Below are 12,802 nucleotides of genomic sequence, written 5' to 3'. Positions count from 1 at the left end.
TCCCTCATTCCGTCAAATTGAACGTTCTGATCTTTCGAAAACGGGAGCCTTCCGGCGAACGGTGCACGACATACAAATGAAAGTCCGATACCTCAAAGGATAACGGCGTAACCTCGCAAGACGAAAAATAATCGGAAAGAGAAGTTCGGCAGTCATAGGCGAGCGAGATGTGGGGAACGAAGGAGAACCGCTCCACCTGGACGCCCGCGTCGGTCAGCGTGCGGTCGATCCTTCGCTGAAGAGTTTGCAGCGCCTCGTTCTCCCCCGTCACGTTGACCCAGATCACGGTTTTTTCGGGATTTTCGAACATGCCGAGTTCATGAAGCCGCAGCCGGAACCTCTTGCATTCGATCGGTTCGAGGTTCGCCGTTACCGATTCCGCCTCCGGCAGCTCCCCGATGTAGCGGAGCGTCAGGTGGTAGTTTTCCGGAGGTTCGTATTTGCCCGACGGGTCGAAACGGCGCAGCCTTTTTTGAATTTGCTCCAGCTCTTGATTCACGGCGAACGGAAAATCCAATCCGACAAATAGCTCCATGTCTCCCCGGGTCTTGTTTGTGTTTATTTCGGTTCGTCAAAGAAATCTATGTAAATTTAATTGTTGAATGGAATTCGAAACGGCGCTGCAGGCGCGGCGGGCAAAAGCTTGTCCGTCGTAAGGCGAAGGCATTTCGAAATCGAAATTTGTATGCCTAAATTTTTAAATTACACTATCATAATTCAGCCGTTTATCGCTGTCAACCCTTTTTTATTCGATTCAATTCTCCCCCGTTTCGGCGCGCGCAGCCCCGCAGATACGCCCAAGTTGAGTTATAATAGAGTCGATTCGGGGTCGATAGATTCGATTCCGCAGATTCGTTCATTCAGGAAAAGAGCGTGCATAACTTGGAACGTTCCCGTACTTTCCGAAACGGCGACAAGGCCGTTTCCTCTCCTTATTCGGGCTTAGGCAAGGCAAGTCCCTCGCCGCTTCAACGGCGGGCCGCCTCCCCGCCCGATCGGCTGCTTGCGATGCAGCGGCTTTCCGTTCAGGGGAACCAGGCTTCCCTGCAGCGGCTGCGGGACGGCGCGCACGAAGCCGCGACAGCAGCGGCTCCGCTGCAGCGAAAAACCGGACCCGGCGGCATGCCGGCCGAAGTTCTCGCGAAAATGGAAGCCGCGTTCGGGGCGGATTTTTCCGATGTCGCGATTCACCCGAATTCCGCATCCGCGACGCAGGCCGGGGCGCTCGCCTACGCCCAGGGGACCGACATCCATTTCGCTCCGGGGCAGTACGCCCCTCACAGCCGGGACGGCCAGCGGATGCTCGGCCACGAGCTTGCGCACGTGCTGCAGCAAAAGGCGGGCCGCGTCGTCCCGACCGGCGCGACGGCGTCCGGCGTCCCGCTCAACGACGATCCGGCCTTGGAGCGCGAAGCGGACGAGTTGGGGGCCAAGGCCGCCGACGCCGACGTCCCGGCTGCGGGCGCGATCCAGCGAGTCGCGGGCAGCGAGGCCGCGGCTCGGACGGCCGGAGGGGCGGGAGCGCAGCCGATCCAGCGCTTGCCGAGCAAGCAGGACGTGATCGGCGAGCTCGGCCCTCCGAAAGAGCACGTCAAAAACAAGGTAGCCGGCACGCGCGTCGGCCGCTTCTTCAAGATGAAGGAAAATTTGAAGGAAAACAGCACGCGTTACCGCGGCGTCCTCGACAAAATCGAAGCCTTCGACCGCTATGTCGACGGTACCGTTCTCGGGGAAGCTCCCGGTGAGATGGACGATCAGCTAGAGCACGTTATGAGCCTTTACGCCACGGTCGAGAACGCGGCGGAGCAATACATCGCGGACAAGAAAGCCGACAAAAAAACCGCCTACATGCGAAGGCTGAAACGCGCGATTCCGATGGAAAAGCTGGCCGTCCAGTCGACGGTCGAGGAGCACAAGCGCCATCCGGAAATGAAAAAGCCGAAGTGGAAGCTCATCACGAGCGCCTCCCCGTTCAAAACCGTTCAGCTGGATAACGCGATGGCGACGGGGGCCGTCGACCGCGGCAATCTAAACAGCGTTTCGTTTTTTGAAAGCGGGATCGGGGATGAGGGCGTGTTCAAGGAAACGAAAGACGTCATCCTGACCGGCGACGAGCTCCCTCCCACGGCATCCGAGGCCGAATTCAACAAGGCCGAAGACGAGGCCTGGGTCGCCAGGGACCATGCGGGCATCGATTTGAAAAGCGCGCGCCTCGCCGAGCGCAACGTGGCCATGTCGCGGCTCGATCAGCTGCTCGGCGCCGGGGTCATCGCCCGGACCGAATTCGCGCTGCGCAACACGGGAACCGAAATTCAAAAGGGCACCTTCATGCTGAAAGCGCAAGGGAAACAGGCGGGTTCGCTGATGAAGGGCGGGCAACTCGCCGAGGGCGCAAGCGGACCGGGGCAGGAAGGCGGGCTGCCGGCGATCGATCTGCATGACTCGAACCTGCAGCGCTGCCTGTCCCGCCTGCAGCTGATCGATGCGCTCGCGATGCAGGTCGACCGGCACTTCGGCAACTTTTTCATCCAGTTCGACGAAAGCGGCCGCGTGCTCGGGGTTACCGGCATCGACAACGACATGGCGTTCGGCAAAATTAAAACCGTCGCCAAAGGGAGGAAGGAATTCCCCGGCATAAGCCGCTTCGTGGACAAGGAGCTGGCCGAGCGAATTCTCGCGCTGCGCGACGAGGAGCTTGTTGCCGTCATGGAGGATCTGCTCAGCCCGGAGGAAATGGATGCGCTGCTCAGCCGTCTTCACGGCCTGCAGGAGCATTTGAAGCAAGAGAAGACGCGGCTGCTCGATCCCGACGAATGGAACGACGCGACGGCCAAAGGCATGCTGGACGAGCACAAAAGCTTCGACAACGACCATTCCAGCTATTACGGCCGAATGAAGGAAGCGGTAGGCTGAGGCGGCCGCGGGATGGCGGAACGGCGAAGGGGCGGCGGTACGGCGAAGGGCCGGGCACGGCGGAAAGGCCGAAGTCCAGCGGAAAAGTCGGGGTACGGCGGCTAGCGAAAGCGAAAGCACGGCGGCATGGTTGTTGGTCGGCGGTTTGGCTGGGGAATGGTGGAAACAGTACGGGCTGCGGCACGGTTGCGACGGGCACAGGCGGCATGGTTGTTGGTCGGCGGTTTGGCTGGGGAATGGTGGAAACAGTACGGGCTGCGGCACGGTTGCGACGGGCACAGGCGGCATGGTTGTTGGTCGGCGGTTTGGCTGGGGAATGGCGGAAACAGTACGGGCTGCGGCACGGTTGCGACGGGCACAGGCAGCATGCGGCAGGGTAGTCGGTACGAAAGCGGCTTTTAAAGCTGCGGCGGGGTGGTGAACGGTACGGGATGGGCACGGCTGCGAGCTGCTGCAGCAGCTCGACCGTTTCGCTACTTCGTAATTTGTAACGGCGTATCGCCGCACGGTACTTAGCCCAAGATACAGTTTTGCGCGCAAAGCGTCTGCGTCGATGTAATACGCCGAGCTGTGCCTAAAGCATCTGAAGGCGCCGTTTTGTACGCAGAGTGCTTGCGTCGATCTCATGCTCTTGGTCGCATCCCGTACCGTGCGAGGATTGGTCGTGCGATTGCATAGTTTATGCGTTAACGGGTACGGGAGCCTACCAAGAGAAGCAGTTGAAGGTCTTGACTTCCAGCTAAGGATTGAGCGGAGAGTGTCGACATTCACGCGCGTAGTTTGGGACGGCTGGCAACCCACTATGTTCGAATTTCATACAAACTCTCCCTTCGGACTCCGAATCCCGGGCAATTTGTTCGAAATTTCATACAACCCCCCCTCCAGACTCCGAATTCCGGCCGTTTTGTTCGAAATTTCATACAGAATCCCCCTCCGGACTCCGAATTCCGGCCGTTTTGTTCGAAATTTCATACAAAATCCCCCTCCAGACTCCGAATTCCGGCCGTTTTGTTCGAAATTTCATACAAAATCCCCCTCCAGACTCCGAATTCCGGCCGTTTTGTTCGAAATTTCATACAAAATCCCCCTCCAGACTCCGAATTCCGGCCGTTTTGTTCGAAATTTCATACAAAATCCCCCTCCAGACTCCGAATTCCGGCCGTTTTGTTCGAAATTTCATACAAAATCCCCCTCCGGACTCCGAATTCCGGCCGATTTGTTCGAAATTTCATACAAAATCCCCTCCAGACTCCGAATTCCGGCCGTTTTGTTCGAAATTTCATACAAAATCCGCCTCCGGACTCCGAATTCCGGCCGTTTTGTTCGAAATTTCATACAAAATCCGCCTCCGGACTTCGAATTCCGGCCGTTTTGTGCGAAATTTCATACAAACTCACCCTTCGGACTCCGAATTTCGGCCGGCTTGTTCGAAATTTCATATAAATTCGCTCAAGCGAATTAGCGGCCTCCGGGCGCCGTTATTTGCTCGCACTGCGGAATTTTTCCCAAATAACGGCCTCTAGCGACCGTTATTCCCATTGCCGGGCCGATTTCGGTCTCGCTCAAACGAATTAACGGCCTTCAGGTGCCGTTATTTGCTCGCAGTGCGGGATTTTTCGCAAATAACGGCCTCTAGCGACCGTTATTCCCGTTGCCGGGCCGATTTCGGCCTCGCTTAAACGAATTAACGGCCTACTTACGCCGTTAGTTACCTTTTTTCGGCGATGCCCCGAATAACGGACCGTTTCGGCCGCTAATAAGTTCCTTTTGCGCTCAACGGCGGCCGCCGCAGTCGAACCTGCCTGACCGCATACGGAGGCGAGACGGAAACCGTCCACTGCAAGCCCTCGCTCAATTCGACCAGGCTCAAAAAAAGGCCGTGACCGGCCCCCGTGTCGATGCCGAGCTTGCCGTCTCCGAGCCAAAGCTCGTCCGGCCTGAGGCCGAAGCGGTAAGTCGACGTATGGCCGAACACGACCATTTTGCCCGGAATAGCGGGGGAGCGGAAAAACGGCTCCCGGATTTCCGTCAAATCCTCCGGCGTTTGATCCCCCGGGGGAATGCCCGGACGCAAGCCGGCGTGCACGAACAAAAAACCGTCGTCCTCCGTCCACAGCGGCATGCCGGCGATAAAACGGCGATAACGTGCCGCCGCCAGCCCATCCGGAACGGTCGCGACCGGCACGCCCGCAAGCCATTTGCGCTCATTGTTGCCCTGCAGCGCGACCGCCCCTTCGGCGCACAGCCGGTGCACCAGATCCAAGGTACCCGCCGAATCCGGACCTTTGTTGACGTAATCGCCCAGCAGGATCAGCCGGTCCGTTCCCGGCACGTACCCCGCCCGGTCCAGCAGGCATTCCAGCAGGTGCCCGTGCCCGTGGATGTCGGACGCCGCGAACAGCCTACCCATCCGCCGAACGAGCCGGATCCGCGTACAGCATGACGCTTTGCGCGGGCAAACGAAGCGTCAGCCGCGCGTCCGGCTCCACCCTTTCGTCATGGAACAGATGGAGCGGCTGTCCGTCGGCCGTCTCGACGATCAGGCGCCACCTCGTCCCCTCGTAGATCGCCCGAATCGCCTTCGCTTCGAGCCGGTTCCCGCCGTCCGACGCGGAACCTTCGCATACGAAAATCGATTCCGGATGCAGCATCATGACGCCGGCGCCTGCGTAGGCGCCGGGCGTCATTCGCACGCCCTCGACCGGCCGGCCCGCCGCCAGGACGACCGAATCCGCGGCATCTCCGAACCGGACCTTCAACCGGTTGTGATAGCCCATCAATTGAGCCACCCAAGGGGTCGCCGGGCGCTCGAACAGCTCGGACGGGCTGCCGATCTGATCGATGCCGCCTTCCCGCAGCACGAGAATCCGGTTGGCGATCGTAAACGCCTCCATCCGGTCGTGCGTCACGTACAGGGTGGCGATGGACAAGTCGCCGAGCAGGCCGGCCAGCTCGCTTCGCATATCCGTCCGAAGCTTGACGTCCAGGTTGGACAGCGGCTCGTCCATCAGCAGCAGCCTCGGCTCCGTCGCCAGCGCCCGGGCGATGCCGACCCGCTGCTGCTGGCCGCCGGACAGCTGAGCCGGCAGCCGTTCCAGCAGCCCGTCCAGCTTCAGCAGCGATTGGAGCCGGCGCAGCCGGTTTTCCATGTCGCCCTTCGGCACCTTCCTCCGCTTCATGCCGTACTCGATATTTTGCCGGATCGACATATGCGGCCATAGCGCGTAATCCTGAAACACCATGTTGATCGGACGGTTTTCGGGCGGCACATAATGGTTCCCCCGTTCCACGACGACGCCGTTCATTTCGATTTCGCCCTCGTCGATGCGGGCAAGCCCGGCCACGAGCTGGAGCAGCGTCGATTTGCCGCAGCCGGAAGGGCCGAGAATGCAGATGCGCTCCCCCTCCCCGACCTCGAACGAAATCGGCTTCAGCACCTGCTGCGTTCCGTACGCTTTCGAAACGCCTTTCAGTTTTAAAATCGCACTCAATCGGTTGTCCTCCTAAAGACGGTTTCGGTCCAGGCGGCGGAACAGCCAGCGTCCGGCCGTCTGCAGCGCCAGGATCAACAGCACGACGATCGCGCAGCTGACGACGGTCGCGGCGGTCGCATAGCCGTACTGGGAAAATTCGAACGCTTTGTCGATGACAAGCGGCATCAGCGAATAATTGGCCGGCTTCAGCATCGACGCCAGCGCCAGATCGAAAATGCTCGTGCCGAACGACGCCAGCGTCGCCATGAGCAGCGACTGCCGCACAAGCGGCAGCACGATATGCCGCATCCGGTCGAACACGCCGGCGCCCTGGATGGCCGCGGCCTTGAGCATCGTGCCCGACAGCGTGCCGAACGCGCCCATCTGCACTCGGACGGCGTAAGGAATGGCGCCGGCAATTCCGGCGACGACGAGCAGCGCCGGGGTGCCGTACAGATGGAGGCCAATCGGCTCCAGCCATTTCTGGTTCCAGATAAAAATGTAGCCGATGCCCAGCACGACGCCCGGAACGGCCAGCGATACGACCGAAAACAGCTGCAGCGCCGATTTGAACCGGGACTCGGTAAAGCTCAGCACATAGGCCGTGACGAACCCGATCAGCATGCTGAACACGGCCGCGACGGCGGCGATCGAAAGCGAATGGTACAGACCTTCCAGATAGCCGAGCAGCCGGTGGTCGCCCGCGACGCCCGCGAACAGGCTTCGGTAATGCTCCAGCGTCAGGTTGTTCGCGGCGAATCCCTCTCCCGTTCGCTTCAGGAGCGACACGGCGGCGCTCGATCCGATCGGAACGCCGAGGCAGACAAGCAGGAAGGCGCCGACCGCCCCGTTGTACGCCCAGGCGTGCCGCGGTTTTTCCTGCGCGGTTCGGACCGCTTTGGCGTTCAGAAAATCGAACCGCGAACGCCGGACGGCAAACAGCAGCAGCGTCATCGCGAGCGCGAGCAGCACGACGAGATAAAAGGCGAGCACCCCCGCCATGTCGAAGCGGACGGGCGACTGGTATATCGCCGAGTAAATGGAATAGGTCAGCGTCGGAAATTTGTAGACGGTGGCCAAAGCGGCCGGAAGGCCGAAATCGCCGATCGTATCCATGAACACGAGCGTCCAGCCCGCAAGGAAGGACGGCAGGGCGAGCGGAAGCTCAATCGTCCTCCAGACGGAAAACGGCTTGGCGCCGTTCAGCCGAGCCGCCTGGCCGAACTGCCGGACGTTCCATTCCGTCGCCGCTACGATCGCGAGATACGCCAGCGGAAATTTGCTGAGCGCCATGACAAACACGAGCCCGGACGGCGAAAAAATAAACGACGTCGCCCAGGTCCAGCCGAGCCACTGGTGAACGAGGCCGTCCGCGCTGGCGAACAGCACCCAGCCTTGGGCGATCATGAACGAAGGCGCGATCAGCAGCAGCCATGCCGCCGTATCCAGCAATCGTCCCGCGGCGAAGTTCCAACGCGCGCGGACGGTGGCGAGCGCGCCGCCGATGACGGTGCCGAGCGTGGCGGCGCCTAGGGCGAGCAGCAGCGAGTTCCATAACGACTGCCGCCACAACGGGCGATGGAAAATTTCGCCGACGAGCCCGAAGCCCCCGTATTCGAACTTCCCGAAGAAAAAGCCCGGAAAGACGACATTGATCAATACGGCAAGCAGCGGCAAAAAAATAAATAGAAACAGGAGGAGGGTGACCCCGCCTCCCCAGCGCGCTTCCGAGGCTTTCATCGCATGGCTCCTACTTTACGTTTTGATCCGCGAACCACGTTTTGATCTCCACCTCGTGCTCCGCCGCCCATTCGGCCGACGGCAGCAGGAATTTGCCGTCCGCCTCGCGCTCGCTTCTTCCTTCCACGCCTTCGGCGAGCGGGGTGAAAAAGCTTTCCGTCGATTCGATTTCCGTCATCATCCGCTGCGTTTCCGGCTTCAGCATGTACTCGACGAACGCCTTGGCCGCGGCCGGGTTTTTCGTGTGCTTGCTGATGGCGACGACCCGCAAGCTTCCCGGCGCGCCTTCCTCCGGCCAGATGACCTCGACCGGCTCTCCCGACAGCTTCAGTTCGTATGCGTTATGCTCCTGAAGGGCCGCTGCCTGAATTTCCCCGCTGAGCAGGGCGTTGCCGACCGGACCGTTTTTCGGATAAATGTTCATTCCGTCCTTGAAGCGCTGCTCGTACTTCCGCTCCGCCTCCTCGATTCCCCATTTTTCAAACAGGGCGGAAACGAGCGGGTACGCGGGAGCCGCCACCGCCGGATCGGCGTGGCCGACCGTGCCTTCGAACGCGAAAAACTCGTCCCACGTTTTCGGCGCCTTGTCGTCGGTTACGAGCTTCGTGTTGTAGGCGATGACGCCCGAGGCGTGAATGCCGACCGGGAAGTAGGCCAGATCCTCCGGCACGTGCGAAGCCCCGGTTTCGGACAGGCTGCCGAGATTGTCCGGCTGCCAGCCCGTCAGCAGAAAGTCGCGGTCGGCGAGGCTGCGGACGGACCCGTGCCCGTCCATCATAAGCACGTCCCACTGCGGATTGCCTTGCTCGGCCTCGATTTTGGCCAGCGCTTCGCCGCCGCCGTAATGTACGGCTTCGATCTTGTAGCCGGTCTCCTCGGCAAACTTCGGCGCGATAAAGTCGACGAAATCGTTGCCGTACAAGTAAATCGTCTCCCCGGTATCTTCGGAAGCCTCGCCGCTTGCCGCGGCTCCTTGCGCCTCCTGGGAAGCGCTCGGCGACGCGCTCGGGGAAGCGCTCTGCGCGCCCGTTCCCGAACCGCCCGCGTTCGAATTTCCGTTGCCGGCCCCGCAAGCCGAAAGCAGCAGAACGGCCGCCATCAGCGCCGCCAGCAGATGACCCTTGTTTCCTTGTTTCGTTTTCATGTCACCCTCCGTTTGTTGAAGCGATTATCGGGTTCCCTTCCCGATCTCCTCTTCAGTGTACAAGCGGCGGATTTTCGATGAATTAACCCCGCGTTAACACGAAGTTAAATCAAATCTATGAAATATAAGTTAAGATTCATATTATCTATGATCAAGAAAGCAAGCGTATAGAGAATTTATTGAGAGGACCCGTCCGAAAGGAGAAATTTCCATGAATCTGCAGCAGTTGAAAGCGTTCGTTCTCGCCGTCGAGCTTCAAAAGCTTTATTTGGTGGCGCAAAAGCTGGACATTACCCAGCCTACCGTCACGTTCCATCTGAACAAGCTGCAGGAGGAACTGGGCGTATCGCTGTTTCACACGAAATCGTACCACGTCATCCGGCTGACGGAAGCCGGGGAGGCCTTCTACCATTACGCATCGCAAATCAGCGCCTTGTCCTCGGAAGCGGAGTCGACGATGGAAGTGTACAGAGGGTTTCAAATGGGGAAGCTGTCGATCGGAAGCACGCACACGCCGGCCACGTACATGCTGCCGCCGCTGCTGGGACGGCTCAAACGCGATTATCCCCGGCTGTCGATCCTGCTCGATGTCCGGCCCGCGTCGTTTATTCTGGAGAAAATCAAGCAATACGAGCTCGATTTGGGCATCATTTCGCAGACGCTGATCGAGGATCCCGATCTTGTCGCGCTACCGCTGACGCGGGACGATCTGATGCTCGTCTTTCATCCGGAGCATCCGCTGGCCGAAGCCGGGGACGTTTCGCCCGAAACGTTGACCGCGCATCCCTTCGTTTCCCACGAGAAGGGATCGATTAGCCGCAAGCTGATCGACGACTGGGCGGCGGCAAACGGCGTGGCGCTCGAGACGACGATGGAGGTATCCGGCTCCGAAGCGCTCAAGGCGGCCGTCCTGCACCGGATCGGCTTCGGCATGATCGCCGGCGCCTGCGTTCGGACGGAGGTGGCCGAAGGCAAGCTGCGGTCGCGGAACATTCCCGGCTGGTCCGCCAATCGGCATATTTATGCCGTGCGCCACCGAAACAAGCTTGTCACCCCCGCGATGCGAATGTTCTGGCAGGCGATGGAGGAGCGCTGGGCGACTACGGCGTTGGCCGACTGACCGGCCGTTAGCCGACACTTCATCGATGAGCGCGGTGCGGCAGAGCTTCCGTGGATTTTGTCCGACTTTGTCCAATCAAAACCGGCTTTATCGCGAAATCCTCGGGGTTGTGCGCTCGAGCAGCGTCCGCTCCAGCGTCTGCTGCAACTGCGGATGCTCTTCGATCAATCGGTGGAACGACTCCCTCCGCACCGTCAGCAGCATCGACGGAACGAGCGACCTGACGGTTGCCGTACGGGGGATCTTTTTCAGCAGGGCGATTTCGCCGAAATGATCGCCGTCCTGCAGCACCGCCACCCGTTTCTCGCCTCCTCCGGCGATCGTCTTCGCGACTTCGAATTTCCCGCGAACGATAATGTAAAATTGGCGGCCCTCGTCTCCTTCCCGCACGAGCTCCGTCCCTTCCCGGCACGTTTCGCTCTCGAACAGCTCCGCGATGCTGCCGAGCAGCCCGAGGTCGATTCCCGCGAAAAACGGCAGCCGGGCCAGCCGCTCCGCGTCGACCGAGGCGCGCAGGCCGTCCCTCGACAGGCGAAACCCGTTCTGCTTGTCCCACAAATCGGCATACAATCCGCCAAGCCGCAACAGCTCGGCGTGCGTTCCGGATTCGACGATCCGGCCTTCGTTGAATACGTAGATGTTATCGGCGTTGACGACGGATGCAAGCCGATGGGTAACGGAGACGATCGTTTTGCCCCGGAGGCGGTTATCGATCAGCCCGTTAATGTCGGCCTCGGCCGCCGGATCGAGCGCGGACGTCGCTTCGTCCAGCAGCAGAATCTGGGGATTCCGAAGAAGCGCCCTGGCGATGGCGAGCCGCTGGCGTTCGCCGCCCGACAGGGAGCCGCCTTCCCGGTGAATCCAGGTGTCGTATCCCTCCGGCCAGCCCGCGACGATGTCGTGGATGCGCGCCAGTTTGGCGGCTTCGATCATGTCCTCTTCCGTGAGCTCCGCGTTGTCCAAAACCAAATTGTCCCGAACCGTCGCATGAAACAAAAAGGTGTCCTGCGTCACCATCGTGACCGCCCTTCTCAGGGAGGCTTCGCCGACGTTCCGCAAATCGCAGCCGTCAACGAAAACCGCCCCCTCCCGCGGATCGTAAAAACGGGCCAGCAGCTGCAGCGCGGTGCTTTTGCCCGAACCGCTCGGGCCGACGAACGCCACGTAGCTTCCGGCCGCGATGTCGAGGCTGACGTCCTTCAATTGATCGGCTTGGCCGTCGTAGCCGAAGGTTACCCGATCCATCCGGATGGACGCGGCGAAACCGGGAAGCGCGAACGGGTCGGACGCCTCCGGAACGGACGGCTTCTGTTCGAATATGTCTCCGATTCGGCGAAAGCTGACCCCGGATTCGATCAGATTCGGAATCAAGTAGGACAAGTTCGAGACGGACTGTCCGACGCTCATAAACAACGTAAAAAACGCCATAAAGCCGCCGACCGTCATTTGATCGTTAAAAATCAGATAGCCGCCGAAACCGATCATGAGCCCGTTTAACGCAAGCAATGCAACCAGAGGCAGCCTTTCCATCAGGGAATTCGCAACATGCACTTTCAGGCCGAACGAAAACAGCTCCCGGATTTGCCGGGCGGCGAGCTCCCGGAACCGGGTCTGCTGGTGCAGGTTTCGGATCGTCCCGTGGCCCTTCACCATTTCATCGATCGTATTGGCAAAACGCTCCTGCGCTTCCTTATAGTTCGAGTTGGCCGTTTCCGCGCGGCGCTGCACCAGCTTGGGGCCCGCGAACATCAGCACGGAGCCGGCCATGACGGCGAGCGTCAGCTTCCACTCAATGGAGAACAGCATCGCAAGTCCCAGCAATGCGGAAAGCGAATCCCGCAAAAACAACGGAAAAGAACCGCGGATGACCCGTTCGATCGAGCCCATGTCGGCCGAAAAACGGGTGACCAGGTCGCCGATCCGGTAGCGCTGATAAAACGGGAACGATTGTTTTTGCAAATGGGCGAACAGCTCGCCCCGCAGCTTTCGAATCGCTTCTCCGCTCAGCTTGCCGAGCGAAAAGTCGCCGGCAAAGTTGGCGCAAACGCTGAGAAATCCCCCGCCGAGCAGAACGCCCAGGATGATCAAAAACGCGTCGAAATTTTTCGGCACGAACGCTTCGTCCACCAGGTACTGCAGGCTGACGGGCGCGGCTACCGCATAGGCCACTTCGAGAACGACGCTAATCAAAAAAATGCAAAGCAACAGCTTGTGCTCAAGGACATGCTTCATGATGCTTCTTGCAAACTTCACTCGACAACCGCCTCCCGGTACCCCTCGATTTCAGCTTACCGTACATCGTTCCGGGTGTAAACGAAATCGGCATTTGCCGTTCGGCATGATCCGGGAATTTTCCGACAGCTTCGACTTTTATCGGTATCAAAAAAGCCTGTTCAGACTGCCTTCGTCAAT

The 12,802-nt window shown here is 59.9% G+C and carries 8 protein-coding genes; 2 read left to right on the top strand and 6 right to left on the bottom strand.

The annotated features are described in order from the left end of the window. Positions 1-4: 4 nt before the first annotated feature. Positions 5-535 (bottom strand): RNA 2',3'-cyclic phosphodiesterase, encoded by a 531-nt coding sequence (gene thpR / locus JW799_RS16310; protein ID WP_205430684.1) that lies wholly within the window; start codon positions 533-535, stop codon positions 5-7. Positions 536-882: 347 nt separating this feature from the next. Between thpR and JW799_RS16305 the strand changes: the two genes are divergently transcribed. Further along, on the top strand, positions 883-2,913 hold the full coding sequence (locus tag JW799_RS16305; protein ID WP_205430681.1) for an eCIS core domain-containing protein: 2,031 nt from the start codon (positions 883-885) through the stop codon (positions 2,911-2,913). Between the two features lie 1,753 nt (positions 2,914-4,666). Here the strand turns inward: JW799_RS16305 and JW799_RS16300 are convergent. From JW799_RS16300 to JW799_RS16285, 4 genes are read right to left on the bottom strand one after another with little or no spacing between them, the layout of a single operon-like run. Next, the gene (locus tag JW799_RS16300) at positions 4,667-5,323 is read right to left on the bottom strand and encodes a metallophosphoesterase (protein ID WP_080834232.1); all 657 of its coding nucleotides are present in this window, start codon (positions 5,321-5,323) and stop codon (positions 4,667-4,669) included. After that, positions 5,316-6,404 carry an ABC transporter ATP-binding protein gene (locus JW799_RS16295; RefSeq protein WP_205430679.1) on the bottom strand — a complete coding sequence of 363 codons (1,089 nt, stop codon included), beginning with the start codon at positions 6,402-6,404 and terminating at the stop codon, positions 5,316-5,318. Before JW799_RS16295 ends, JW799_RS16300 begins: the two co-directional genes overlap by 8 nt. Positions 6,405-6,416: 12 nt before the next feature. Continuing rightward, complete coding sequence (locus JW799_RS16290) at positions 6,417-8,126, bottom strand: ABC transporter permease (RefSeq protein ID WP_205430677.1); 1,710 nt, start codon at positions 8,124-8,126, stop codon at positions 6,417-6,419. 10 nt (positions 8,127-8,136) lie between these two features. Beyond that, entirely contained in the window at positions 8,137-9,270 is a 1,134-nt protein-coding gene (locus JW799_RS16285; protein WP_205430676.1) for an extracellular solute-binding protein, read from the bottom strand. 211 nt (positions 9,271-9,481) lie between these two features. Between JW799_RS16285 and JW799_RS16280 the strand changes: the two genes are divergently transcribed. Then, entirely contained in the window at positions 9,482-10,390 is a 909-nt protein-coding gene (locus JW799_RS16280) for a LysR family transcriptional regulator (protein ID WP_080834242.1), read from the top strand. Between the two features lie 87 nt (positions 10,391-10,477). Here JW799_RS16280 and JW799_RS16275 read toward each other — a convergent pair whose 3' ends face one another. Continuing rightward, on the bottom strand, positions 10,478-12,643 hold the full coding sequence (locus JW799_RS16275; RefSeq protein WP_205430675.1) for an ABC transporter transmembrane domain-containing protein: 2,166 nt from the start codon (positions 12,641-12,643) through the stop codon (positions 10,478-10,480). Positions 12,644-12,802: the final 159 nt, after the last annotated feature.

The sequence above is a fragment of the Cohnella algarum genome (genome assembly GCF_016937515.1).
Taxonomy (GTDB): Bacteria; Bacillota; Bacilli; order Paenibacillales; family Paenibacillaceae; genus Cohnella; species Cohnella algarum.
Note: the sequence above shows the minus strand (reverse complement) of the source record. Positions and strands in the feature narration are given on the sequence as shown.